Source organism: Gryllotalpicola sp. (assembly GCF_027352875.1).
In the GTDB taxonomy this organism is placed as follows: Bacteria; Actinomycetota; Actinomycetes; order Actinomycetales; family Microbacteriaceae; genus Gryllotalpicola.
Genome location: NZ_DAIEII010000028.1, coordinates 1 through 23024, shown reverse-complemented (window position 1 = coordinate 23024; position 23024 = coordinate 1). Strand labels below are relative to the sequence as shown.

The following is a 23024-nucleotide window of genomic DNA, read 5'->3' as shown; positions in this document are numbered from 1 at the left end:
CTCGACGCGCTCGAGCTTGCGGTTGAAGTACATCCAGTAGTTGCGCTGGGCTTTCGGCGGGTAGATGCGGTTCTTCTTCTCGACGGTCTCGGCGTGATCCGGTGCCGGGTAGGTGGCGCCCGACTTCATGAGGTCGAGCTGGAAGCGGCTGGCCCACTCGAGGAACACGCCGGCGAGGGTGGCCTCGATGACGTCGTCGCCGACGAAGGCGACGCCGTGGTTGCGCAGCAGGATCGCCTCGGCCTCGCCGAGCCGCTGCGCGACGGCCTTGCCGAGCTCGACGGTGGTGACGATGTGGCTCGTGTCGGTGAAGCGCGGCACGCCGTGCTCGGCGAACCAGACGCCGTGGTTGTTGTACGGGCCGAGCTCGGCATCGGTCGCCCCGAACACCGTGGCGTGGTGGGCGTGGGTGTGCCCGACGACGTTGACGTCGGGGCGGGCGCGCATGATCTCGGCGTGCAGGGGCCACTCGAGGTGGCGCAATCCGGTGCCCTCGAGCACGGTGCCGTCGAAGTCGATGAGGATGAAGTCGTCGCCGACCACCTCGGAGAGCGCAAGGTTGCCCCGCTTGAGCCACAGGCCGCGGCCGAACGGGTCGCGGAACGAGAGGTGGCCCATCGACATGTCGCCGTGGCCCTCGAGCTCGAGGATGCGGTGGGCTCGCGCGACGTCGTCGAGGATGTTCGCGATCGACTCATCCTGGTGGTACCGGCCGGGGGTGTAGGTCATGTCGAGCCTTTCGGGGCGGGGCGGGGCGGGGCTGGGCGGGGCTGGGCGGGTGTTCAGCCGGCGAGCTTCGCGATGGCCTCGTCGCGGCTGAGCCCGCCGACGCGGTGGTGGATGCGGCCGCGGCTCGAGACGGCGACGACGATGAGGAGCTCGTCGGGGCGAGGCGCGTCGGGGACGGCGATCGTTACGGCGTCGTAGTGGGAGCGTACGTACAGCTCGTCCTTGAACGCGAGCGGGATGTCGAGCTGCGCGCCCGCCGACGCCGTCTTGGTCGCCGACGAGATCCACGCCCTGCCGCCGCCGACGGCCTCGCGGAAGGCATCCCCGAACACGGTCGTGATGCAGGCGACGACGTGGTCCTGCTCCCCGTTGATGCCGGCGATGCCGCCCTTGCCGTAGCCCTCGACGGGCCGTCCGTCGAGCAGGGCCGCGGCACGGGCGCCGAGGGCGGTGCCGAGGCTCGCGCTGGCTTTCGTCAGCGGCGAGAGGTCGGCGGTGTACCCGCTCGCGAACGGATTCCTGATGACGACGCCCGCCGCGGCCTTGACGAGCGGCGCACCGGCGACGGGGCCGCCCTCGTGCCGGATCTCCTGCACGACGCCGAAGTACTGGCGGACCTCGTAGTACGGATCGGGTTCGGGGAAGGACATGTTCCGGTGTCTCCTTGGTACGGTTCAGGCGATCGCATGGTCGTGGCGGTGCGGATCCGTCGGGTCGTAGAGCGCGGTCTCGTTGCTCTCGCCGACGAACTGGCCGCCCTGCGCCATCCCGCGGGTATCCGCGAAGTTCTGCGAGCGGTCCTGGCAGCGGTCGGTGTACGGGCGCTCGATGCGCTCCCACTCGGTGAGGGCGTCGGGCAGGTCGCCGACCTCGGCCGCCGAGACCGCCTCGGCGAGCGTGTAGGCGTTCATCATGGCGCAGCCTCCGCCCTGGGCGAGGGCGGGCGCCATGGCGTGGGCAGCGTCGCCGATGAGGGCGACGCGGCCCTTCGTCCACGTCTCGAGGCGGTTGGTCTGGTACCGGAAGTACTTGCCCTCGATCTTCGCCGCCTCTTCCAGCACGGGGGTGAGCTGCGGGTGGATCGACGTCCACACCCTGAGGTTGATGGTGGGAACCGCGGAGCCCTCGGCGTCGTCCGCCGGCGCCATGAGGGCGATGTAGAGCTCCTCCGCGTTCGCCGGCGTGTAGAGCACCCGCAGCACGCGGGGCTCGAGGTTCCAGAAGTCGATGACGTTGTCCCACTCGGTGTCGGGCTCGATCTTCTGCAGATCCTCCTTGCGGCGTGGCACGAGGAAGCGGGTGATGCCGTCCTTCGCGTGCCAGCGGTCGTAGCCGATGCCGAGCGAGTCGCGGGTGGGGGATGCCACCCCGTCGGCGCCGACGATGAGGTCGGCCTCGATCTCGGAGCCGTCGGCGAGTTTGAGGGCGCCTGCTCCCGTGGCGCCGACGACCTCGGAGTCGGTGGCGATTTCGACGCCGGCACCCTTCGCGGCCTTCGAGAGGACGGAGTGGAGGAACGGCCGGGTCATCGTGCGCCAGGGGATGCCGAGCGCAAGCGGATCCTCGTCGGAGACGATCGTGTTCTGCATCCGGGTCTCGTAGAACGGCGGGACCATGGAGCGCTCGGCGATCTCGTCGGACAGGCCGAAGGCGTCGAGCACGGAGAGCGTGTTCTGCCAGAGCACGATGCCGGCACCCTGCTCGCGCAGGCTCTCGCCCTTCTCGTGCACGCGGACGGACCAGCCGCGCTGCGCGAGCGCGATCGCCGCGGTGAGACCGGCGAATCCTGCGCCGGAGATCTCGGCATGCCGTGACGTCATAGTTCTGCTTCCCCTTGCTGTGGCGCGATTCTTATTACGTAGTGCGAAATGATTCTCGCTACACGCAATAACCGCTGCCCCTACCTAAGCGCGTTTTGCAAGGCGTGAGAAGCCCCTATCAAGGATGAAACACATCTTTTACATCCGCGGGCTGGGCGCGCTACGCGGTGCAGCTCTCGGCGCCGTCGGAACGGGGATGAGCCCTCAGCCGAGGCGCTTCGCGAACCAGTGCGTCGCGTTGGGGTCAATCCCTAAATACCAGGTCTTTTCCGGCACTCACTCGAGGCGCTTCCGGAACCAGTTGGTGGCGTTTTTGTTGAGGTTGTAGGCGGGGATCTCCTCGTAGCCCGAGGTTCGGTAGAGATGCTGCGCGGCAGTCAAAGACTCGTTCGTGTCCAGGACGAGTTGCTGCGCCCCGAACGCCTGCGCCCGTGATTCGAGTTCGTTCATGAGCAGTCGGGACCATCCGCGGCCGCGCGCGGGCTCCTCGATCCACACGTGCTTGACCTCGTATGTGGTGAGTCCATTGAGATCGTCGACTCGACGAACGCCGCCGCAGCCGATTGGCTGATCTGCGTCGTCGAGGACGAGCAGGAATTCGCCGCGCGGGGGAGTGAACCACGCCGGGTCGGGCAGCGTGACGCGATACCCGCCGGGATGCGTGGTGAAACTGAGTGCCCGCGACATGAAATAGTCATCGAGCAGCTTCGCGGCGACTGGGTCGTCGGAACGAGTCGGCACGAAGCGGGGCACAACGCGACGCTATCGCGGCGCACGAGCGAGTTCTATTGCACGTGCGGATGAGGCCGGTTCGCTTGATTCCGCAGAGTCTTGCGTCACCCGGCGGCCATCCGGGCCGGTTTTCGGGGCAAGTGGTCTGCGGCCGTCGGATGATGCGTCGTGAGCGAGGAATCCTGTCGGCTGTCGCCCGGCGCGGTTACCATAGGCGCATGGTCGATCAGGCCCTCTATGAGCGGGCGCTTCAGCTTGACGAGTCCTCGCGCCGCGAGTTGATCGCGGCGTTGCAGGACTCTCTCGACGCCGGCGAGATATCGCCCGAGGTTGCGGCATTGATCGACCGGCGCATCGCCGAGGCGGACGCGAACCCGGAAACGTTCGTGTCGCTTGACGAGGATGAGCGCGAGCTGCGCGAGCGCCGCCGTATCGCGTGAGCTATCACGTTCTTCTCGGCCCGAACGCCCGACGGGACCGCGACCTCGCGCTGGCCTGGTACGACGCGGAGGCGCCGGAGCAGTCGGAGCGGTTCATCGTCGAGTTCTACGCGGCTGCCCGCCGTCTTGAGGACTTCCCCCGCTCCGCCCCGGTCGTGCGCCGCGGCGTGCGCCAGGTGAACTTGAAGGTCTTCCCGTACCGGCTCCTGTATCGGGTCCACGAGGACGCCGAGATCGTCCAGATCATCGCCGGGCTGCACGAACGGCAAGACCCTGCCCGGCTGGACGACCGCCTCTGACCCTCCCCTACATCCCAAGCCTCGGGCCGATGTCGCGCTCGACGCTCGGGGTCACGGACTGCTCGGCGAGGGCGTCACGGGCGGCGTTGCGGGCCAGGCGCTCGCTGCGCGCCTGAACCTGCTCGGCGATGATGCCGGCCGCCTCCTCGATGGGCAGGGCGGTGAAGTGGTCGAGGACGCGCTGCGTCTGCTCGGCGCGAGCCTTCACGCCTCGGCGTGGGCTTCGTGCAGGCGGACGTGGCCCGGCTCCCGGCCGCGGGCGGCTTCACGCCGCAACCTCGCCTCCTCCTGCCTCTCCTCGGCTACACGGGAGGCGAGCAGAGCGCGCGCCGCGTTGACGAGCTTCACCGGCCCATCCGCGGTGAGGCCACGGACTTGCTCGGCGGCGCGGCCGGTGGCGTGGGCGAGGCCGCGGTCGGCCCTGTCGCGCTCGAGGGCGGCGGTGAACTGCTCGCGGGCGTCGTCAAGGTTGGCCGCGACGATGTGGGGCTGGTTGGCCTGCCGGCCGCGGGTCATGCCGACGTAGACCCCTGCCGCGCTCGTCGCGTCGGAAAGGACAGTGTGGGAGCGGTCGACGGTCGCGCCCTGGACGCCGTAGGTGGTGACTGCGTACGCGAGGTGCGCGGACGCGGCGACGTACTCCGCCGGCAAAGCGACGGTGCGGGCGTTCGCTCCTGCGCCGAGTTCGCGGACCCAGACGCCGCCGCGGTCGACGTGCCGGACGGTCCACGTCTGCCGGTTCGCGACCTGGAGTTCGCTGTCGTTGCGGCGGGTCTGGATGACATCGCCCTTCCCGATGAGGAGCCCGTCCATGCCGGTCAGGGTCAGGTCGTCGTCCACGGTGCCCTCTGCAACACGGAGTGCCCGGATGCGCTGGTTGAGCTGTTCGGACAGGAAACGGGCAGGGTCAATAAAATGGGGTGCGGTCATCGCGTGTCTTCCTTCGGAAACGGTTTTGATAGGTCTTTCCAAGAATCACGCGGTGGCCGTTCTCATCTACGACAACACACTCACCAGGATCCGATACACCACGCTATTGGACGCAACTTCGGCCGCCTCGAATTCCGCCCGGGCGGTGGCTTCCGCCTCGGCGGCCTTTCGCTTCTTCCCGAGCAGGCCCTTCGGTGGTTCGATCGAGCGGAGCACCGGCTGGGGTGGGAGCGGGATCGGCGCGGGGGCGCAAGCGGAGTCTCGAGGTCCGGGCGACCGAGTGGCGGATGCTGCTCCGGTTGTTTCAGCGACGCGAGTTCTATGTAGCCATCAACATCAAGCGTGGCCGCCAGCAACCCGCCGATATCTGTATAGACAGCTTCGAGCTCCTCGTTCATTGCGGCCGCTTCCGCGACCCGCGCCTCCACGTAGGCCGCCTTCGCTTCCCGCTCGAGTCGTGCGCGCTCCCGATCGTCCGCCCGTGCCGCGGCTACGGCCGCGCGCACGACTCGAGCGGGTGCCTCATTCAGAGGGGCGTGCGGCTTCGCAGGGCTGCTGTGCGAGATGAGCGTGGCGTTAGCCGACTGGCTTCTGAATACCCAGGTCTTTTGGCACCGCGGTGTAGCTGAACCGTTCCGCATGGGCCAGCGTTATAGTGATTCGTCGTTTTATGTGAATCTTATAAAGCCCAATAACAAAGCTAAGATTGTGTTGCATGGACGCGCTCACGAATCCGTACACGCCGAACGCTGGTGCCGAACCGCAGGCAATCGTCGGTCGCGACGACCAGCTTGCGTCGTTCGATCTGCTCCTGGCTCGGATCGAACGCGGACGAACCGAGCAGTCGATGATCATCACCGGGCTTCGTGGAGTCGGCAAGACTGTTCTACTTGGGCAGTTTCGCACTAAGGCGCTCGCGAAAGACTGGGTTGTCGTCGAGCTCGAGGTGAGCAAGAACGACGACAACAACTTCCGCAGGGACATCGGCTCCAAACTGCGAACTGCGCTGTTCGAACTGTCGCCGAAGGCAAAGTGGACCGACCGGTTCAAGCATGCCGCCGGGGTGCTTCGTTCCTTCAACGTCTCAGTCGACCCAGGCGGAACTTGGACTGCTGGTCTCGGCGTAGAGGCGGCAGCAGGATTCGCCGACCACTCCGATTTGGCGATGGATCTCACCGACGTACTGATTGCGATCGGGGAGGCTGCGCAGGAACGCGCACGCGGGGTCGTGCTGCTATTGGACGAAGTGCAGTTCCTCAGCAAAGCGCAACTTGAGGCAGTGATACAGGCGCTCCACAAGATGGTTCAGCGCAAGCTCCCGGTCACAATGGTCGGTGCCGGACTCCCTCAGATCGCGGAGCTCGCGGGAGACGCCAAGTCCTATGCCGAGCGACTCTTCAAGTTTCCTGCGATCGGTAACCTCAGCCCCACGGACGCGCGAGCCGCGCTCTCGACTCCGGCGCTCGAAGAAGGCGTGGAGTTCATGCCGGACGCAATCAAGATGGCGATTGACGTGACTGAGGGATACCCGTACTTCCTCCAAGAACTCGGCTACGCCGTGTGGACGGTGGCCGCGAATTCCCCCATCCGCGCCGAGGACATCGCCGAAGCGATCCCTGGCTATGAGTCGAAACTCGACGAGTCTTTTTTCCGCGTCCGGCTTGACCGGGCGACCGAGCTCCAGCGCGCCTATCTTCGGGCAATGGCCGCGCTTGGCTCCGCACCACAAAAGGCAAGCGATGTTGCGGACGTCATGGGGAGGACCTCCCAAAACCTCGGGCCCACACGAGCGGAACTGATCAATATGGGTCTGCTCTACACGCCGGAGCACGGCTACGCCGCATTCACTGTTCCTCAGTTCGACAAGTTCGTGTTGAGGGCCATTCCCGCCCTCAACGTCCCCGGCCTGAAGTCCCGACCGCGCAAGAACAACGGTAATTAGCCCACTCGCTTGCAAAACCGAGCGGTGGCGTTGGGGTTGTCGTCGCGCACCACGACGAACACCCCGGCCGGCGGCGTGAACCACGACGGATCGGGTTGCACCCGTCGGTAGTCGCGGACGAGAGTCGCAAAACCGAGTTCGCGGCTCTCGAAGTAGTCGTTCAGCAGGCGCACCGCGTCGGAGGAATCCGACGCGATGGCCTCGAAGACCGGACTCGATGCCACGTTCCCCACGCTAGCCGTCGCGAAAAATGCGGAAAAGTGCGGTAAGTCCCTACACCGGCGGGGGAACAGGCATCGGGCGCTTCTCGCAGAATTGTGCGGCGGCGAGGAATAGGCATCCCCGCCTCAAACTTGACATATGCAGGCTCAAGTTTTGCCGTGAGCGACTTGACAGGCCCCGGACCAGGGGTAAGAGTTGAGTCGACACGGCTCAGGAAGGAACCAATCACACTATGTCACGTGCAGTAGGTATTGACCTCGGTACGACCAACTCCGTCGTCGCCGTCCTCGAAGGCGGCGAGCCCACGGTCATCGCCAATGCCGAAGGATTCCGCACGACCCCGTCGGTCGTCGCGTACACGAAGGACGGCGAGGTCCTCGTCGGCGAGACCGCCAAGCGGCAGGCCGTCACCAACGTCGAGCGCACCATCTCCAGCGTCAAGCGCCACATGGGCACCGACTGGAAGGCCGACATCGATGGCAAGAAGTACACGCCGCAGGAGATCTCGGCGCGCATCCTCGCCAAGCTCAAGCGCGATGCTGAGCAGTACCTCGGCGACACCGTCACCGACGCGGTCATCACGGTGCCGGCATACTTCAACGACGCCGAGCGCCAGGCCACCAAGGAGGCGGGCGAGATCGCCGGCCTCAACGTGCTCCGCATCATCAACGAGCCCACCGCGGCCGCGCTCGCGTACGGCCTCGACAAGGGCAAGGAGGACGAGCTCATTCTCGTCTTCGACCTGGGCGGCGGCACCTTCGACGTTTCGCTGCTCGAGGTCGGCAAGGACGAGGACTTCTCCACCATCCAGGTGCGCGCCACCGCCGGCGACAACCGCCTCGGCGGCGACGACTGGGACCAGCGCGTCGTCGACTGGCTCGTCAAGCGCTTCAAGGAGTCGACGGGCGTCGACGTCGCCGGCGACAAGATCGCCCTGCAGCGCCTCAAGGAGGCCGCCGAGCAGGCGAAGAAGGAGTTGTCGTCGGGCATGTCCACGAGCATCCAGCTGCCGTACCTCTCCCTCACGCAGAACGGCCCCGCCAACCTCGACGAAACGCTCACCCGCGCCCAGTTCGAGTCGATGACGAGCGACCTGCTCGACCGCACGAAGAAGCCGTTCCAGGATGTCATCCGCGAGGCCGGCATCAAGGTCGGCGACATCGCGCACGTCGTCCTCGTCGGCGGCTCGACCCGCATGCCCGCCGTGAGCGAGCTCGTCAAGAGCGAGACGGGCAAGGACCCCAACAAGGGGGTCAACCCCGATGAGGTCGTCGCCGTCGGCGCCGCCCTGCAGGCGGGCGTCCTCAAGGGCGAGCGCAAGGACGTGCTGCTCATCGACGTCACCCCGCTGAGCCTCGGAATCGAGACCAAGGGCGGCATCATGACCAAGCTCATCGAGCGCAACACGGCCATCCCGACGAAGCGCTCGGAGACCTTCACGACCGCGGACGACAACCAGCCGTCGGTCGCGATCCAGGTATTCCAGGGCGAGCGCGACTTCACGCGCGACAACAAGGCGCTCGGCACCTTCGAGCTCACCGGCATCGCACCCGCCCCGCGCGGCGTGCCGCAGGTCGAGGTCACCTTCGACATCGACGCGAACGGCATCGTCCACGTCTCGGCGAAGGACAAGGGCACCGGCAAGGAGCAGTCGATGACCATCACCGGCGGCTCGTCGCTGCCGAAGGAGGACATCGAGCGCATGGTCCGCGAGGCCGAGGAGCATGCCGCCGAGGACAAGCGCCGCCGCGAGAGCGCCGAGACGCGCAACACCGCCGAGCAGCTCGTCTACTCGACGGAGAAGGTCATCGCCGACAACCGGGACAACCTGCCCGAGGACGTCAAGAACGAGGTCCAGTCCGACGTCGACGCGCTGAAGAGCGCGCTCGCCGGCGAGGACGACGCCGCCGTGTCGGTCGCCTTCGACAAGCTCTCGGCGAGCCAGCAGAAGCTCGGCGAGGCGATCTACGCCGCATCGCAGCAGGCGTCCGCCGCGTCGGCATCCGAGCCGACCGCGTCCGATGAGGACGTCGTGGACGCCGAGGTCATCGACGACGAGGGCAACAAGTAAGCATGAACGACAAGGACGAAGAGCACGAAGAGCCGGTCGTCCGCGACAAGCGCCGCATCGACCCGGAGACGGGTGAGGCACGTCACCCCGAGGGGGCGGGTTCCACGGAATCCGCCCCCGAGGGCGACGAGGAGCTCTTCGTTGACGACATCCTCGCCGCCGCGGAGCAGGAGGCCGACGACCCGTCGTCGGAGCACCTCGCGGACCTCAAGCGCATCACTGCCGAGTACGCCAACTACCGCAAGCGCACCGAGGCGAACCGCGAGGTCGAGCGCGAGCGCGCGGTGAAGGATGCCGTCACGGTCATCCTCCCGGTGGTCGACGACCTCGACCGGGCGCAGAAGCACGGCGACCTCGACGGCGACAGCGCCTTCTCGACCATCGCCGCCAAGCTGCGCGACGCGATCGCGAAGCTCGGCCTCACCCCCTATGGCGAGGTCGGCGACGTCTTCGACCCCCAGCGTCACCAGGCGATCTTCCAGCAGCCGGTGCCGGGCGCGACCGAGACGACCGTCATCGATGTCGTCGAGGTCGGCTACACGCTCGGCTCGACGCAGGTGCGCCCAGCGAAGGTCGTCGTCGCCACGCCGGAGCAGTAAGGGAGGCCCGGATGGCCAGTCAGGACTGGTTCGACAAGGATTTCTACCAGGTTCTCGGGGTCGCCAAGGACATCTCGGCAGCCGAGCTGAAGAAGACCTACCGCAAGCTCGCCCGGCAGTACCACCCCGACTCGAACCCCGGGGACGCCAAAGCCGAGGCGCGCTTCAAGGAGATCAGCGAGGCGTACTCCGTCCTCAGCGATCCTGAGCAGCGCAAGGAGTACGACCAGGTCCGCGCCATGGGCTCCGGTGCCCGGTTCACTGCGGGCGGCGCGGGCGGCGGCGGGGGTTTCGAGGACGTCTTCGGCGGCATGTTCGGCGGCGGTCGGGCCGCGGGTGCGCGCGGCGGCGCCGAGTACGAGGACCTGCTGGGCGGGCTCTTCGGCACGGGCCGCTTCGGCCGCACCAGCGGCGGGTTCCGCGGATTCGGCGGGCCGACCCGCGGCGAGAACGTCGAGGCATCGGCGACGATCGCCTTCGACGCGGCGGTGAAGGGTGAGCAGATCACCCTCAAGGCCAGCGATGGCAAGCCCATCAAGGTGAAGATCCCCGCCGGGGTCGCCGACGGCCAGAAGATCCGGCTGCGCGGCCGCGGGCATCCCAGCCCCGACGGTGGCGAGGCGGGCGACCTCATCCTCACGGTCGCGGTCAAGAAGCATCCGGTCTTCGAGCGCGAAGGACTCAACCTGCGTGTCACCGTGCCGGTGACGTTCGCCGAGGCCGCCCTCGGTGCGACCATCGAGGTGCCGACCTTCGGCGGCGAGCCGGTGAAGCTCAAGGTCGCACCCGGCACCCCGAGCGGCCGGGTGCTGCGCGTCAAGGGTCGGGGCGTCTCGACCGGCAAAGAGGTCGGCGACCTGCTCGCCGTCGTCCAGGTCGCGGTGCCGACGCGCATGTCGGCCGATGCCGAGGCCGCTCTCAGGGAGTTCGCGGCGAAACTGCCGGACGAGAACCCGCGCGACGATCTGCTGGCCCGATCCAGGGGCTAGGGCATCCTATGGACATGGACGAGAACACGCCGGTCTTCGCGATCACCGCGGCCGCCGGGCTCACGGGGATGCACCCGCAGACGCTGCGGCAGTACGATCGGCTCGGGCTCGTCAGCCCGAAGCGCACTGCCGGGCAGTCGCGGCGCTACTCGATGCGGGATGTCGTGCAGCTGCGCGAGATCGCGCGTCTCGGCAGCGAAGGGGTGTCGCTCGAGGGCATCCGCCGCATCCTCGAACTCGAGAACCGCGTCGTCGAACTCGGCTCGCGGGTGCGCGAGCTCGAGGCGGCGCTCGCCGACGAACTGCTCGGCCGCTCGGGTCGTCGGGTGTGGGCGTCGGATGCCTCCGGCGAGGTCGTGCCGATGCGCGCCGGCCAGCGTGCGCGCCGCAATCAGGTCGTCGTGTGGCGGCCTCCGCTGATCGGCTGATGACCGGCGCGTCCGCGCTGCCTGCTGCGCGGTACTTCATCGCCGCGAGCCGGCTGCGGCCGGGCCTCGACGGCGGCTACACCGTCGCGACGATGAATCGCGCACGGCACTTCGCCGCGGAAGGCGGAGTCCAGCCGACCTTGCTCACCTTTGAGCCGGCGCCGCAGGACGGCGTGCTCGAGGGCTTCGCCGCACTGGGGCTGGCCGCTTCCGAGACGCCGATGCGGAACCTCTTCGCCGAGGTGCGGGCACGGCCCGCCCTCGTGCGCGGCGCCGCGCTTCACCCGCGGCGTGACGCGGACGAGTCCGACCCCGCCCGCGCCACGACGGTCTACGCCGAGGACGGGTCGCCGCTGCTGCGGCTGCCATTCACAGCCCGCGCGGACTGGCACCGCGCCGATGCCGACATCGTCGTGCTCGCACCGGACGGCGTGGCGCTCGGCGCCCTGCGCGGCTGGGGCGAGCTGTACCGGCTCTGGGTCGACGCGGTCGTCGCCGAGGGGGCGGCGAGCGGCATCCCGGCCGTCGTCATCGCGGAGGCCAAGCAGGTGGGCGAGCTGCTCGCGGCCGGCGAGCGCGACTACGCGCTCCTCCACACCGTGCACAACGTCCACACCGCCGACCCGTATCGCTGGGATTCCCCCCTCGAGGCGCTCTGGCAGGGCTGGTTCGACGTCGCCGACCGCTTCGACGCGGTCGCGTGGCTCACCGAGCGGCAGCGCTCCGACGCCGTGCGCCGGTTCGGCGATCACCCGGAGTGGGTCGTCATCCCGCATCCTGCGCCGCCGTCGCAACCGGATGCCGCTCCCGGGCGCGACCCGCTGCGCGCCGTCATGGTGGCGCGCCTCGTCGCCCAGAAACGGGTCGCGGACGCGGTGCGCGCCTGGCCGGCCGTGCTCGCGTCGCATCCGGGAGCGCGGCTGGAGGTCTATGGCGATGGGCCGGAGCGCGCCGCGCTCGAGACGCTCATCGCCGAGCTCGGTCTTCGCGAGGCTGTCACTCTGCACGGGTATGTCCCGCGCGCATCCGATCAACTCGCCTCGGCCGCCGTGCTCGTGCTGTCGAGTCGCCACGAGGGCCAGCCGCTGGTGGTCGCCGAGGCGCTCGCCGCCGGCACGCCCGTTGTGGCCTACGACATCCCATACGGCCCGGCCGACATGGTCGAGCCGGGGGTGTCGGGCGAGCTCGTCGCCGACGGCGATGTGGCGGGGCTCGCCGCCGCGATCAACGGCATCCTGGGGAATCCCCAGCGCATCGCCGCACTGTCAGCCGGCGCGCGCGCCTGGACGGCCGCGCACCAGAGCGAGCACTCGATCGCGCTGTGGGCCGCGCTCGTGGAGCGGGTGCTCGCTCGCGGACTGCCCGCGAATCGCCTCAACAGCTAGCTGCCGTTCCGGCGCTTCAGGCGCGTCAGGCGCCTCGGGCGACTCGCGAGAGCGAGGAGCCGAGTGCGGCGAGAGCGTCGCCGGCGAGACGCATCGTCGTCCACTCGGCCATGGGCGTGGCGCCGAGCGCGCGGTAGAACCCGATCGACGGCTCGTTCCAATCAAGAACCGACCACTCGAAACGGCGGTAGCCCTGGGCGACGCACTCCGCCGCGAGTGCCGCGAGCAGCGCTTTTCCGTAGCCGTTCTTCCGCTCGGATTCCGCGACGAAGAGGTCTTCGAGCCAGATGCCGTTGCGGCCGGTCCACGTCGAGTAGTTGAGGAACCAGATGGCGATCGCGACGATGCGGCCGGCCTTCTCGACAACGTGGGCGAACACCGACGGGGATTCCCCGAAGAGCACCCGGGTGAGGTCCTCGGACGTCGCCTGGACAGCGTCCGGCTCGCGTTCGTAGTCGGCGAGCGCCTGGATGCACGCCTGCATGCCCTCCTCATCGCCAGGATGCGCCCTCCTCAGGATCGCGCCGCCGGGCAGCTCGATCGCGCCGCTCACACCGGCTCCGTGAGCCGCGCCGCCGACAGGGCGAGCTCGGGGTGGGCGTGCACGAACCGCATCACCTCGAGGGCGGTTCCGGAGTGCGCGGCCACGGCCGCCAGCAGGGTGTCGTCGTCGAGCGCGTCGGCCATCCTCGAACGCTAACAAACAGATGCCGCCTGACAGGAATCCGATTTCGGCGCAAGGATTGCCGCATGAGCGATGACCACGCAGGCATGCAGCACGGCCACGAGCACATGCCCGGCATGGAGCACATGCCCGGTATGCCCGGCATGGACCACACCGGGCATTCCGGGCACGGCGACCACCTCGCGCAGTTCCGCACCCGGTTCTGGTGGTGCCTCGCGCTGGCCGTCCCGGTCGTCGTCTTCAGCCCGATGTTCGGCGGCCTGCTGGGCTACCGGATCGACTTCCCCGGGGCGCTCTGGATCTCGCCCGTCATCGGCACCGTGATCTTCGCCTACGGCGGCGCCCCGTTCCTCACCGGCGCCGTTGGCGAACTGCGCGCTCGGCGCCCCGGCATGATGACCCTCATCGCCATGGCGATCTCGGTCGCCTTCGTCGCCTCGTGGGCCACGGTCGTCGACCCGGCGCTCGATATCGACTTCTGGTGGGAGCTCGCTCTCCTCATCGTCATCATGCTGCTCGGGCACTGGATCGAGATGCGCGCGCTCGCCTCCTCCTCCGGTGCTCTCGACGCGCTCGCGGCGCTGCTGCCCGACACGGCCGAGGTCGTCCACGGCGAGCACATCATGGCGATGCCCGCCGCAACCCTCGGCGTCGGCGATATCGTCCTGGTGCGCCCGGGCGGCAGGATTCCCGCCGACGGCGAGGTCGTCGACGGCGAGGCCCAGGTCGACGAGTCGATGGTGACGGGCGAGTCCCGCACGGTCGTTCGCGGGCTCGGCGCCCGGGTCGTCGCCGGGACCGTGGTCGCCGACACCGCGATCCGGGTGCGCGTCACCGCGATCGGCGAGCAGACGGCGCTCGCCGGCATCCGCCGCCTCGTCGCCGAGGCGCAGGCATCGTCGTCGCGTGCGCAGGCGCTCGCCGACCGCTTCGCCGCCTGGCTGTTCTACTTCGCCGCCGGCGCCGGCGTCATCACCTTCGTGGTCTGGCTGTTCATCGGCAGCCCGAGCGACGCCGTCTCGCGGGCGGTCACGGTACTGGTCATCGCGTGCCCCCACGCGCTGGGGCTCGCGATCCCGCTCGTCATCGCCATCTCGACCGGGCGCGCGGCCCGCTCCGGGGTGCTCGTGAAGGACCGCCTCGCCCTCGAGCGCATGCGCACGGTCGGCGTCGTCCTCTTCGACAAGACCGGCACCCTCACCCGCGGCGAGCCCGCGCTCGCCGGCACCGCGACGGACGGCATGGGCGAGCAGGATGCCGTTGCGCTCGTCGCCGCGGTCGAGGCATCCTCCGAGCATCCGCTCGCCCGGGCTCTGGTGCGGGCGGCGGACGCCGCGGGCGGCGACCACCCGGTCGCGACCGGATTCCGCTCCGATGCCGGCCGCGGTGTCGCGGCGAGCATCGCCGGGGTCGCCTGGCGCGTGGGCGGTGCGCGGTTGATCGACGAGGCCCGAGCGACTGTGCCGGAGCGCGTCGCCGCGGCCGCGGCCGAGTGGGCCGCCCATGGCGCCACGGTGCTCTACCTGGTGCGCGACGGTGCTGCCGCCGCCGCCTTCGCGCTCGAGGACGAGGTGCGCCCGGAATCCGCCCCGACCGTTGCGGCGCTGCATCGCCTCGGCATCCGCGTCGCGATGATCACGGGGGATTCCGCGGCGGTCGCGGACGCCGTGGCGGCGCGCCTCGGCATCGACGAGGTCTTCGCGGGGGTGCTGCCGGCCGACAAGGACGGCAAGGTCGCCGAGCTGCAGCACCGCGGCCTGTCGGTCGCGGTGGTGGGCGACGGCATCAACGATGCGCCGGCCCTCGCGAGGGCCGACGTCGGCATCGCCATCGGTGCGGGCACCGACGTCGCGATCGAATCGGCGGGCATCGTGCTCGCCTCCAGCGACCCCCGCGCCGTGCTCTCCGCGATCGCGCTGTCACGCGCGAGCTACCGCAAGATGATCCAGAACCTGGTGTGGGCGGCGGGGTACAACGTCGTCGCGGTGCCGCTAGCGGCAGGGGTGCTCGCGCCGGTCGGCTTCGTGCTCGCGCCGGCCGTCGGCGCCGTCCTGATGTCGCTCTCGACGATCATCGTCGCCCTCAACGCCCAGCTGCTGCGGCGCGTGGATCTCGACCCGGCCCGTCTCGCGGCTCGTCTCGCCGGGCGGGAATAGGGGCTTTCGCAACCAAGTTGAGCTGAGTAGACTCAACTTTGCCGTTCAGGAGGACATCAACCCATGGCAAACATGCAGGGCGCGCCGGCGACCGACGAGAACGCCAAGAGCGCGCTGGAGCAGTTCGGCGTCAACCTCACCGAAATCGCGCGTCAGGGCAAGCTCGACCCGGTCATCGGTCGTGACGCCGAGATCCGCCGCATCTCGCAGGTGCTCACCCGCCGCACCAAGAACAACCCCGTGCTCATCGGCGAGCCCGGCGTCGGCAAGACCGCCGTCGTCGAAGGCCTCGCCCAACGCATCGTCGCCGGCGACGTCGCCGACTCGCTCAAGGACAAAGAGCTCATCTCGCTTGACGTCTCGGCGATGGTCGCCGGCGCGATGTACCGCGGCCAGTTCGAGGAGCGCCTCAAGTCCGTCCTCAAGGAGATCAACGACTCCGAAGGCAAGGTCATCACCTTCATCGACGAGCTCCACACCCTCATGGGCGCGGGCGGCGGCGAGGGTTCGGTGGCCGCGGCCAACATGCTCAAGCCCATGCTCGCCCGCGGCGAGCTGCGCCTCATCGGCGCGACGACCCTCAACGAGTACCGCGAATACATCGAGAAGGACGCCGCCCTCGAGCGCCGCTTCCAGCAGGTGTACGTCGGCGAGCCCTCCGTCGAGGACACCATCGCGATCCTCCGGGGCCTCAAGGAGCGCTATGAGGCGCACCATAAGGTGGCGATCGCGGACTCCGCACTCGTCGCCGCTGCCGTGCTGAGCAATCGCTACATCACCTCCCGCCAGCTTCCCGACAAGGCGATCGACCTCATCGACGAGGCGGGCAGTCGACTCAAGATGGAGATCGACTCGAGCCCGGTCGAGATCGACGAACTCAAACGCGCCGTCGACCGGCTCAAGATCGAGGAGCTCGCCCTCAAGAAGGAGAAGGACCAGGCCTCCGTCGAGCGCCTCGCGAAGCTCCGCGAGGACATGGCTGCCAAGCAGTCCGAGCTCGACGCGCTGCAGGCGCGGTGGGACGCCGAGAAAGCGACCCTGCACTCCGTCGGCGACCTCAAGACCCGGCTCAACGAGGCCCGCATCGAGCTCGACATCGCCATGCGCGGCGGCGACTACCAGAAGGCGTCGAAGCTCAACTACGAGACCATTCCCACCATCGAGGAGGCGCTCGCCGCGGCCGAGAAGGCCGAGACGGCGGGCCCGCGCATGGTCAACGAGCAGGTCACCGACGAGGACATCGCCGCGGTGGTGGCCGCGTGGACCGGCATCCCCGTCGACAAGCTCAAGCAGGGCGAGAGCGAGAAGCTGCTCCACCTCGAGAGTGAGCTGGGGCGCCGCCTCATCGGCCAGAAGCGCGCCGTCGCGGCCGTCGCCGACGCGGTGCGCCGCACCCGCGCGGGCATCAGCGACCCGAATCGCCCGACGGGCTCGTTCCTCTTCCTCGGCCCGACCGGCGTCGGCAAGACCGAGCTCGCGAAGGCGCTCGCCGAGTTCCTCTTCGACGACGAGCACGCCATGGTGCGCATCGACATGAGCGAGTACAGCGAGAAGCACAACGTCTCGCGGCTCGTCGGCGCCCCTCCCGGCTACATCGGCTACGAACAGGGCGGCCAGCTCACCGAGGCGGTGCGTCGCAGGCCCTATTCGGTCATCCTGCTCGACGAGGTCGAGAAGGCGCACCCCGAGGTCTTCGACGTTCTGCTGCAGGTGCTCGACGACGGCCGCCTCACCGACGGCCAGGGCCGCACGGTCGACTTCCGGAACACGATCCTCATCCTCACCTCGAACCTGGGCAGCCAGTACCTCACGGATGCCTCGCTGTCCGACGCCGAGAAGGAGGGCGCGGTGCTCGCACTCGTGCGCCAGGCGTTCAAGCCCGAGTTCGTCAACCGCCTCGACGACATCGTGGTGTTCTCCGCGCTCTCGCAAGCCGAGCTCGCCGAGATCGTCTCGCTCTACGTCGACCGGCTGCAGAAGCGCCTCCAGCAGCGCCGCTTGGAACTCGGCGTCAGCCCGGACGCCCGCGCCTGGCTCGCCGAGCGCGGCTACGACCCGATCTACGGGGCGCGCCCGCTCCGCCGGCTCATGCAGACCGAGATCGACGACCGGCTCGCCCGGGGGCTGCTCGACAGCAGCATCCACGACGGCGACTTCGTGCGCGTCGACCTCGCTCCCGAGGGCGATCACCTCATCGTCGAGACCGACAAGGCGCCCGCCTTCGACGCCGACGAGGTCATCGAAGGCGAACTCATCTGAGTTGATCGCCGTGGCCGATCATGCCGATACGTCGACGACGTAGAGTGGCGCTATGCACGCGACGACCATCTACGGCGAGAGGGACATCCGGTTCGAGGAGGTCCCGGACCCGGTGCTGAGCAGCGGCCGCGATGCCGTCGTGCGGGTCGTGGCCGCCTGCGTGTGCGGGTCGGATCTGTGGTCCTATCGCGGCATCCAGCGAGTGGCGCATCCGGGGGGCCGCATGGGGCACGAGTTCGTCGGCGTCGTCGAGCAGGTGGGCGCGGAGGTCGCGCGCATCCGCGTCGGCGATTTCGTCGTCGCGCCGTTCATCATCTGCGACATGACGTGCATCAACTGCCGGAACGGCTTCTCCTCGTCGTGTCTGCACAGCGCCTGGTGGGGCGGGCCGGACGCCGACGGCGTGCTCATCGACGGCGGTCAGGGCGAGTTCGTGCGGGTGCCGGAGGCCGACGGAACGCTGTTCGCGACGCCGTCCTACCCGGCCGACGATCTCGTGCCGAGCCTGCTGACGCTGTCGGATGTCTTCGGCACCGGGCACCATGCGGCGGTCTCGGCCGGCGTCGGGCCGGGCTCGACGGTCGCCGTCGTCGGCGACGGGGCGGTGGGGCTCTCCGGCGTCCTCGCCGCGAAGCGGTTGGGAGCATCGCGCATCGCGCTGTTCTCGCGGCACTCGGATCGCCAGGCGCTGGGGCGCGAGTTCGGCGCGACCGAGGTCATCGAGTCGCGCGGCGACGAGGGCATCCGGGCGGCCAAGGACCTCTTCGACGGCATCGGTCCCGATGCCGTTCTGGAGTGCGTCGGCACGGCGGAGTCCATGGCCCAGGCGGTCGGCACCGCCCGGCCCGGCGGCCAGGTCGGCTACGTCGGCGCGCCCGCCGGCGGCGCCGAGCTTCCCATCCGACGGCTGTTCCGCACGAACGTGGGCGTGCGCGGCGGGGCCGCGCCGGTGCGGAACTACATCGAGGAGCTCTTCGCCGACGTCTGGGAGCGCCGCATCGACCCGGGTCGGGTCTTCGACCTCGAACTGCCGCTCTCGCGGGTCGCCGAGGGGTACGCGGCCATGGACGAGCGCCGCGCGATCAAGGCGCTGCTCCGGCCGTAGCAGCCGGTCGGTCGGTCGACGACGTTGGCGGTGGAGACCGAGGCTATGACGCCTTCTGCTTCTGCTTTCCGCGGTCTCGGTTGCCCGAGAAGATGAGCCAGATCGCGACGATGATGAGCACGATGGCGCCGACGGGGACCAGCCAGCCGCTTCCGGAGGCGAAATTGCTCACCCAGCCCAGGTAGGGCACCGAGTACCAGAGCTTCGCGACGACCTGCTTGGCGGTCACGGTGGGGTCGGCGGTGTTGTTGGCGTCGCCCTTGGTCGTGAACGAGTAGTCGCCGCTGGTCGAGGTCGTGACGGCGATGACGCGGTGGGTGACGAGGGTCTGCGCGTCGCTCGCTTTCGGCTCATAGGTGATGATGTCGCCGATGCGGATGTCCGAGAGCGCGGCCGGCTTCACGATGAGCAGCGTTCCCTCGGGCAGTCCGGGCCGCATCGAGCCGGTGAGCACGGTGAGGTCGGTGGCGCCGGTGAGGCGCGGCACGATGACCGTGACGGCGGCGACTGCGACGAGGAACACCAGGACCGCGATGCCGATGCCGCCGAAGATCGCACCCCCGATGCCGCGGCGGCGGGCGGGCCTGCCTTCCGCCTCGCGCGCAGCACGACGAGAGAGCACCGGTTCGGTGGTCTCTGGGGTGGGCTCAGCGGGCGCGGGTTCGACAGCCGGAGTCTCGCTCATCGCGCCCAGACTAGCGTCTGTCATGAGGGAATCGGCCCATCCTCGTCGCCGTCTTCGCCGCGGCGCCGTCGCGCCGCGACGAGGAACGTGGCGCCGCCCGCGGTGAGAGCCATCGCCAGTGCGAGCCACGGCAGGATGTCGGAACCGGTCTGCGGCAGGCCGCCGGAGGGCGTGACCGGCGTGACCTGGCCGCCCGTGGGGTGCGGGTGCCGTGCGGCCTCGCACAGCGTCTGGGAGGTCGAGCCGCCCGAGGGGTCGCTGAGGCCCACGATGAGGTGGAACGAGGCGAGGCCGTTCTGCGCCGTGGTGCCGGTGAGCGCCGCGGCGAGGCTGAGGCCGACCGTGACGAGCATCTCGCCGCCCGCGGTGATCGGCGCGCTGGAGACCAGTGTCGTGCAGCCTTTGGTCGTGGAGAGCGTCATGGCCGGCGAGGTCGTCGAGCCGGGGATGACGGCCCGAACGCTGAGGGAGTCGAGCACGATCCGGCTGCTCGAGCTGCTGTCGCCCAGCGCGACGGAGAGCAGCTGCCGGTTCGGCGAGTCGTTGCGCACCGTGAACTGCGACGAGATGCGATCGCCGGGGACGAGGTTGCGCGCCGCGGTGAAGAGGTCCTGCGTCGCGATCGGTGCGAAGGCGGAGCCGGCGACGCTGATCTCGAGCGTCGACTGCGCCGCCGTGGCCGTCGAGGCCTCGGCGGCGAACGCGGGCGCCGGCGGCAGCAGCAGCGGCCCCACCATGAGGAAGAGGACCGCGATGCGAGCGAGAATCGGTCTCATCAGTGCGCCAGTGACGTCTTCCAGGTGTTGGTCTGGCCGCCCGTGATGCCACCTGTCGCGGCGCTGAAGCCGTACTGGCCCGACGAGTTCGTCGCGAGCACGAACCAGGTGTCGCTGTTGCTCGCCTGCGTGTCGGTGCAGCCCGGCGCGGTGTTGTCGGTGCAGTGGATGATTGTCATGGCCGGCGACCCGAAGCCGGTGCTCTGGGTGCCGGGTCCGGTCGCGGTCAGCGTTCCGAAGCGGATCGAGCTCCGCCCCAGCAGCGTCGCCTTGTCGGAGGCGTTCAGCGACGAGGCGTTGACGAGCGCCGTCCAGTCGATGTCGAGCTCCCAGCCGATGTAGAAGTGCGGATAGAGCCCGCTGACGCTGGCGTAGAGGCAGGCGTCGCTGAGCGTCAGCGCGGGATTGGCCTGGTTGGCGCAGCTCTGGATGTTGACGGCGTCGATCGAGTAGGTACCGCTTCCGGCCGGGTAGACGCCGGGGTTGAGGTTCTGGTTCTCGCAGAAGATCACGTTTGTCGACTGCGGGTAGGTCAGCGGGGTGTTGGCGACACTGCCGGGATGGTTCGCCCAGTCGACGGCGTTGAGCGTCGTCCCGTTGGTGCCGACGGTCTCGGCGCCGACCAAGGTGTAGACGCCGTTCACCACCGATTGGATCTTCGCGGTGTAGGCGCCGTTCGACTCGAGCATGGCCGCGGTGAGTGTGAGGCCGTTGTAGGGAGGCTTCGTGGTGTCGATTGCGATCGACCAGCTGTGCGCCTGGCCGTCGTTCGGCACCGAGACTGTGATGACCGGGCAGAAGTAGTACGGAGTCGTCAGCGTGCCGTTGCCGGAGTCGATCGCGCTCGTCGAGGTCGGCGATGCGCCCTGGTTGATGGCGATGCCCGTGACGGTCGTCGTCGAGCTGTCCGGCGCGCTGATCGACGCCTCGGTCTCTGTCACTGTCGCCGCGCTCACGGCCGAGAGCGTGTATCCCGATGTCGCGATCGCCCCGGTGGTCCACGCGCTCTTGCTCGCCGTGATCGTGACCTGAGGAGTCAGTGTCGTGTTCGACACGCTCTGGGCGTTCGTCGAGGAGATGGACGTCGCGATGCAGTAATGAGCGGACGCGCCGACGGCGAGGGTGTCCTGGCCGCTGAGCCAGCTCGGCATCGCAGCCCAGGTTCCCGTATAGGCCGTCGTGCCGCTCGGCGCGGTCGTCGGGCAGGTCGCATTCGACGGGTTCGCCCAGATCGATACGGCGAGCTCGCCGGCGAGCGTGGCGGCGTCGCCCGAGGTCGGGACGGTCGTCGTGCTCGAGAACCCGGTGAGGGGGAGGGTCCCGGAGTTGGTCAGCGTGACGTTGGCGACGGAGGTCAGCGGGCTGGGGTACTGATACGTCGCGGTGAGCGCGTCGAACCCTGTGAGGGTGAGTCCGGTCGTCCCCGCGTTCGCGGTGACGGCGACGGTGTCCTTGGCGCTCCAGAGCGCCGATGCGCCCGCGGCGCCGAACGCGGCGAAGACCGCGACGGCCGCGCCGGCGGCGATGGCGAAGTAGCGTCGCTTCATCATGCCGTCGCCTGCACGCTGTCGAGGGTCATGGTGAAGCTCACTGTAAGGCCCTGGGCCGCCGACGGCGCGGTCGACGAGAGCGCGAGCACCAGGCACAGCACCCGGCTGTCGTTGCCGTTCGCGTCGCCCTGCGCGGCGAGTGTGAACATGCTGTTCGCCGCGTAGCCGTCGAGCGCGGCGGTGGGTGTGGCCGACGCCGTGGTGCACTCGGATGTCGGCGGCACGGTCACGAGCGCGGCCTTGAGCGCGCCGCTCAGCGCGCCCGCCGCCGTGCCGGTGCCGTTGTCACTTGCGGAGATCGCGGCGAGGCTCACGGTCTGGGGCGTCGAGCCGACGCTCTGGATCGTGAACGCGGTGGTGACGACGTCGCCCGGCCCGAGGTTCGAGGCGATGCTGCCGAGGCTCAGCGCGTGGGTGAGGGTCGGCTGCCCGTCCGAGCTCACCTCGATGTCCATCGAGGCGGTGGTGACGGTGCCGCCGGGCACCGTCACGGACGATGACCACATCGCGTAGGTGCCTCCGGTCCCGGTCAGGCCCGCCAGCGTCCCGATCGCCACGGCGGCGATGAGTGCGACGACGGGCACGCCGAATCGACGTCGGCGCTGAGCCGACGCCGATCCGGCGTGCTTTCCTGACATGGGGGAAACCTCTGGTCGCGACGCGCCGGGCTAGTTGCCCGTGTTGGTGGCGCCGGTCTGGGTTAGGTTGAGCGCGACCGTCGGGGCGGTGATCGTCTCGCCCTGGTCGTTGGTGCCGTTGTTGGCGCCGCTCAGGGTGACGTTATTGAACGTGAACGGGATGCTGACCTGGATGATTGCGCCGTCGGCGAGGCCGAGGTTGGCCGAGCCGGTGACGGTGTAGGAGCCGGCGGAGACGGTCGTGAGGCCGATCCCCGAGAGCGCGCCAGACGAGCCGCTCGTGGGCGTGCCCGTGTAGGTGGCGGTGCCGACGGTGAAGCCGCTGCCGGCCGTTCCATCCGTCTGGTACTTGAGCGAGCCCTTGGTCGGGGTCGCGAAGGTGAATCCGCTGGGCGTCGTGCCGGTCACCGCGAGCGAGGCCGCAAGGTTGGTGCCCTTGGCGTGGAGCATCGCGGACGCGACGTAGTAGTAGGTCTCGCCAGGGATCATCGTGTTGCCGGCGACCGAGGTGGTGCCCGCGGCGTCGCTGTACCAGCCGCCGGTGCCGCCGTCGAGGTAGAGGTAACCGGTGGTGATGGTCGAGC

Annotated in this window: 25 protein-coding genes; 11 read left to right on the top strand and 14 right to left on the bottom strand. The window is 69.1% G+C overall.

Annotation, left to right across the window (positions count from 1 at the left end):
• From M7D61_RS03940 to M7D61_RS03925, 4 genes are all read right to left on the bottom strand, one after another.
• A partial coding sequence (locus tag M7D61_RS03940; protein WP_298227823.1) for a class II aldolase/adducin family protein occupies nt 1-729 on the bottom strand: 729 nt, incomplete at its 3' end.
• Between the two features lie 53 nt (nt 730-782).
• On the bottom strand, nt 783-1379 hold the full coding sequence (locus tag M7D61_RS03935; protein WP_298227821.1) for an amino acid synthesis family protein: 597 nt from the start codon (nt 1377-1379) through the stop codon (nt 783-785).
• Nucleotides 1380-1403: 24 nt separating this feature from the next.
• Nucleotides 1404-2549 (bottom strand): NAD(P)/FAD-dependent oxidoreductase, encoded by a 1146-nt coding sequence (locus tag M7D61_RS03930; protein ID WP_298227820.1) that lies wholly within the window; start codon nt 2547-2549, stop codon nt 1404-1406.
• A 276-nt stretch (nt 2550-2825) separates the two neighbouring features.
• The gene (locus tag M7D61_RS03925; protein ID WP_298227818.1) at nt 2826-3302 is read right to left on the bottom strand and encodes a GNAT family N-acetyltransferase; all 477 of its coding nucleotides are present in this window, start codon (nt 3300-3302) and stop codon (nt 2826-2828) included.
• Nucleotides 3303-3499: 197 nt separating this feature from the next.
• On the opposite strand from M7D61_RS03925, the gene M7D61_RS03920 reads away from it, so the two are divergent.
• Both M7D61_RS03920 and M7D61_RS03915 read left to right on the top strand, forming a co-directional pair.
• Nucleotides 3500-3721 (top strand): addiction module protein, encoded by a 222-nt coding sequence (locus tag M7D61_RS03920; protein ID WP_298227815.1) that lies wholly within the window; start codon nt 3500-3502, stop codon nt 3719-3721.
• A complete protein-coding gene (locus tag M7D61_RS03915; protein WP_298227813.1) occupies nt 3718-4020 on the top strand; it encodes a type II toxin-antitoxin system RelE/ParE family toxin in 303 nt (100 codons plus the stop codon). Before M7D61_RS03920 ends, M7D61_RS03915 begins: the two co-directional genes overlap by 4 nt.
• 7 nt (nt 4021-4027) lie before the next feature.
• On the opposite strand, the gene M7D61_RS03910 is transcribed toward M7D61_RS03915, so the two are convergent.
• Entirely contained in the window at nt 4028-4228 is a 201-nt protein-coding gene (locus M7D61_RS03910; RefSeq protein WP_298227811.1) for a hypothetical protein, read from the bottom strand.
• A complete protein-coding gene (locus tag M7D61_RS03905; RefSeq protein WP_298227809.1) occupies nt 4225-4950 on the bottom strand; it encodes a hypothetical protein in 726 nt (241 codons plus the stop codon). Before M7D61_RS03905 ends, M7D61_RS03910 begins: the two co-directional genes overlap by 4 nt.
• Before the next feature lie 715 nt (nt 4951-5665).
• On the opposite strand from M7D61_RS03905, the gene M7D61_RS03900 reads away from it, so the two are divergent.
• Nucleotides 5666-6892, top strand: coding sequence for an ATP-binding protein (locus tag M7D61_RS03900; protein WP_298227807.1), 1227 nt, complete (start codon nt 5666-5668; stop codon nt 6890-6892).
• Here M7D61_RS03900 and M7D61_RS03895 read toward each other — a convergent pair.
• A complete protein-coding gene (locus tag M7D61_RS03895; protein ID WP_298227805.1) occupies nt 6889-7116 on the bottom strand; it encodes a hypothetical protein in 228 nt (75 codons plus the stop codon). The two genes, M7D61_RS03900 and M7D61_RS03895, sit on opposite strands and share 4 nt — an antisense overlap.
• A 230-nt stretch (nt 7117-7346) precedes the next feature.
• Here M7D61_RS03895 and dnaK point away from each other — a divergent pair, with 230 nt between their 5' ends.
• The 5 genes from dnaK to M7D61_RS03870 are packed head-to-tail and all read left to right on the top strand — an operon-like array spanning nt 7347 to nt 12586.
• Nucleotides 7347-9185, top strand: coding sequence for a molecular chaperone DnaK (gene dnaK / locus M7D61_RS03890; protein ID WP_298227803.1), 1839 nt, complete (start codon nt 7347-7349; stop codon nt 9183-9185).
• 2 nt (nt 9186-9187) lie between these two features.
• A complete protein-coding gene (locus M7D61_RS03885) occupies nt 9188-9784 on the top strand; it encodes a nucleotide exchange factor GrpE (RefSeq protein ID WP_298227801.1) in 597 nt (198 codons plus the stop codon).
• 11 nt (nt 9785-9795) lie between these two features.
• Nucleotides 9796-10773, top strand: a complete 978-nt coding sequence (locus M7D61_RS03880; RefSeq protein WP_298227799.1) for a DnaJ C-terminal domain-containing protein — start codon at nt 9796-9798, stop codon at nt 10771-10773.
• A gap of 14 nt (nt 10774-10787) precedes the next feature.
• Nucleotides 10788-11201, top strand: coding sequence for a MerR family transcriptional regulator (locus M7D61_RS03875; protein ID WP_298227797.1), 414 nt, complete (start codon nt 10788-10790; stop codon nt 11199-11201).
• A complete protein-coding gene (locus M7D61_RS03870) occupies nt 11201-12586 on the top strand; it encodes a glycosyltransferase (protein ID WP_298227796.1) in 1386 nt (461 codons plus the stop codon). Before M7D61_RS03875 ends, M7D61_RS03870 begins: the two co-directional genes overlap by 1 nt.
• Nucleotides 12587-12611: 25 nt before the next feature.
• Here the strand turns inward: M7D61_RS03870 and M7D61_RS03865 are convergent, their stop codons facing one another.
• Nucleotides 12612-13070 carry a GNAT family N-acetyltransferase gene (locus tag M7D61_RS03865; protein ID WP_298227827.1) on the bottom strand — a complete coding sequence of 153 codons (459 nt, stop codon included), beginning with the start codon at nt 13068-13070 and terminating at the stop codon, nt 12612-12614.
• Between the two features lie 65 nt (nt 13071-13135).
• Nucleotides 13136-13273 carry a hypothetical protein gene (locus M7D61_RS03860; RefSeq protein WP_298227794.1) on the bottom strand — a complete coding sequence of 46 codons (138 nt, stop codon included), beginning with the start codon at nt 13271-13273 and terminating at the stop codon, nt 13136-13138.
• Between the two features lie 123 nt (nt 13274-13396).
• Between M7D61_RS03860 and M7D61_RS03855 the strand changes: the two genes are divergently transcribed.
• From M7D61_RS03855 to M7D61_RS03845, 3 genes are all read left to right on the top strand, one after another.
• Nucleotides 13397-15427 (top strand): heavy metal translocating P-type ATPase, encoded by a 2031-nt coding sequence (locus tag M7D61_RS03855; RefSeq protein ID WP_298227825.1) that lies wholly within the window; start codon nt 13397-13399, stop codon nt 15425-15427.
• Nucleotides 15428-15490: 63 nt separating this feature from the next.
• Nucleotides 15491-17686: an AAA family ATPase gene (locus tag M7D61_RS03850; protein ID WP_298227792.1), complete on the top strand. Its 2196-nt coding sequence runs from the start codon at nt 15491-15493 to the stop codon at nt 17684-17686.
• Between the two features lie 52 nt (nt 17687-17738).
• Nucleotides 17739-18791, top strand: a complete 1053-nt coding sequence (locus tag M7D61_RS03845) for a zinc-dependent alcohol dehydrogenase family protein (protein WP_298227790.1) — start codon at nt 17739-17741, stop codon at nt 18789-18791.
• 43 nt (nt 18792-18834) lie between these two features.
• On the opposite strand, the gene M7D61_RS03840 is transcribed toward M7D61_RS03845, so the two are convergent.
• The 5 genes from M7D61_RS03840 to M7D61_RS03820 form a co-directional block, all read right to left on the bottom strand.
• Nucleotides 18835-19476, bottom strand: a complete 642-nt coding sequence (locus tag M7D61_RS03840) for a signal peptidase I (protein ID WP_298227788.1) — start codon at nt 19474-19476, stop codon at nt 18835-18837.
• Between the two features lie 20 nt (nt 19477-19496).
• Nucleotides 19497-20252 (bottom strand): LPXTG cell wall anchor domain-containing protein, encoded by a 756-nt coding sequence (locus tag M7D61_RS03835; RefSeq protein WP_298227786.1) that lies wholly within the window; start codon nt 20250-20252, stop codon nt 19497-19499.
• Entirely contained in the window at nt 20252-21802 is a 1551-nt protein-coding gene (locus M7D61_RS03830) for a hypothetical protein (RefSeq protein ID WP_298227784.1), read from the bottom strand. Before M7D61_RS03830 ends, M7D61_RS03835 begins: the two co-directional genes overlap by 1 nt.
• Nucleotides 21799-22440 (bottom strand): hypothetical protein, encoded by a 642-nt coding sequence (locus tag M7D61_RS03825; RefSeq protein ID WP_298227782.1) that lies wholly within the window; start codon nt 22438-22440, stop codon nt 21799-21801. Before M7D61_RS03825 ends, M7D61_RS03830 begins: the two co-directional genes overlap by 4 nt.
• Before the next feature lie 30 nt (nt 22441-22470).
• Nucleotides 22471-23024, bottom strand: a 554-nt coding sequence (locus M7D61_RS03820; RefSeq protein WP_298227780.1) for a hypothetical protein, incomplete at its 5' end; no start/stop codon positions are given.

Coding starts and splice junctions, on each gene's coding strand:
- M7D61_RS03935 (WP_298227821.1), bottom strand. CDS start 1,379: ATGTCCTTCCCCGAACCCGATCCGTACTACGAGGTCCGCCAGTACTTC.
- M7D61_RS03930 (WP_298227820.1), bottom strand. CDS start 2,549: ATGACGTCACGGCATGCCGAGATCTCCGGCGCAGGATTCGCCGGTCTC.
- M7D61_RS03920 (WP_298227815.1), top strand. CDS start 3,500: ATGGTCGATCAGGCCCTCTATGAGCGGGCGCTTCAGCTTGACGAGTCC.
- M7D61_RS03905 (WP_298227809.1), bottom strand. CDS start 4,950: ATGACCGCACCCCATTTTATTGACCCTGCCCGTTTCCTGTCCGAACAG.
- M7D61_RS03900 (WP_298227807.1), top strand. CDS start 5,666: ATGGACGCGCTCACGAATCCGTACACGCCGAACGCTGGTGCCGAACCG.
- dnaK (WP_298227803.1), top strand. CDS start 7,347: ATGTCACGTGCAGTAGGTATTGACCTCGGTACGACCAACTCCGTCGTC.
- M7D61_RS03885 (WP_298227801.1), top strand. CDS start 9,188: ATGAACGACAAGGACGAAGAGCACGAAGAGCCGGTCGTCCGCGACAAG.
- M7D61_RS03880 (WP_298227799.1), top strand. CDS start 9,796: ATGGCCAGTCAGGACTGGTTCGACAAGGATTTCTACCAGGTTCTCGGG.
- M7D61_RS03875 (WP_298227797.1), top strand. CDS start 10,788: ATGGACGAGAACACGCCGGTCTTCGCGATCACCGCGGCCGCCGGGCTC.
- M7D61_RS03870 (WP_298227796.1), top strand. CDS start 11,201: ATGACCGGCGCGTCCGCGCTGCCTGCTGCGCGGTACTTCATCGCCGCG.
- M7D61_RS03865 (WP_298227827.1), bottom strand. CDS start 13,070: ATGCAGGCGTGCATCCAGGCGCTCGCCGACTACGAACGCGAGCCGGAC.
- M7D61_RS03860 (WP_298227794.1), bottom strand. CDS start 13,273: ATGGCCGACGCGCTCGACGACGACACCCTGCTGGCGGCCGTGGCCGCG.
- M7D61_RS03855 (WP_298227825.1), top strand. CDS start 13,397: ATGCCCGGTATGCCCGGCATGGACCACACCGGGCATTCCGGGCACGGC.
- M7D61_RS03850 (WP_298227792.1), top strand. CDS start 15,491: ATGGCAAACATGCAGGGCGCGCCGGCGACCGACGAGAACGCCAAGAGC.
- M7D61_RS03845 (WP_298227790.1), top strand. CDS start 17,739: ATGCACGCGACGACCATCTACGGCGAGAGGGACATCCGGTTCGAGGAG.
- M7D61_RS03840 (WP_298227788.1), bottom strand. CDS start 19,476: ATGAGCGAGACTCCGGCTGTCGAACCCGCGCCCGCTGAGCCCACCCCA.
- M7D61_RS03835 (WP_298227786.1), bottom strand. CDS start 20,252: ATGAGACCGATTCTCGCTCGCATCGCGGTCCTCTTCCTCATGGTGGGG.
- M7D61_RS03830 (WP_298227784.1), bottom strand. CDS start 21,802: ATGATGAAGCGACGCTACTTCGCCATCGCCGCCGGCGCGGCCGTCGCG.
- M7D61_RS03825 (WP_298227782.1), bottom strand. CDS start 22,440: ATGTCAGGAAAGCACGCCGGATCGGCGTCGGCTCAGCGCCGACGTCGA.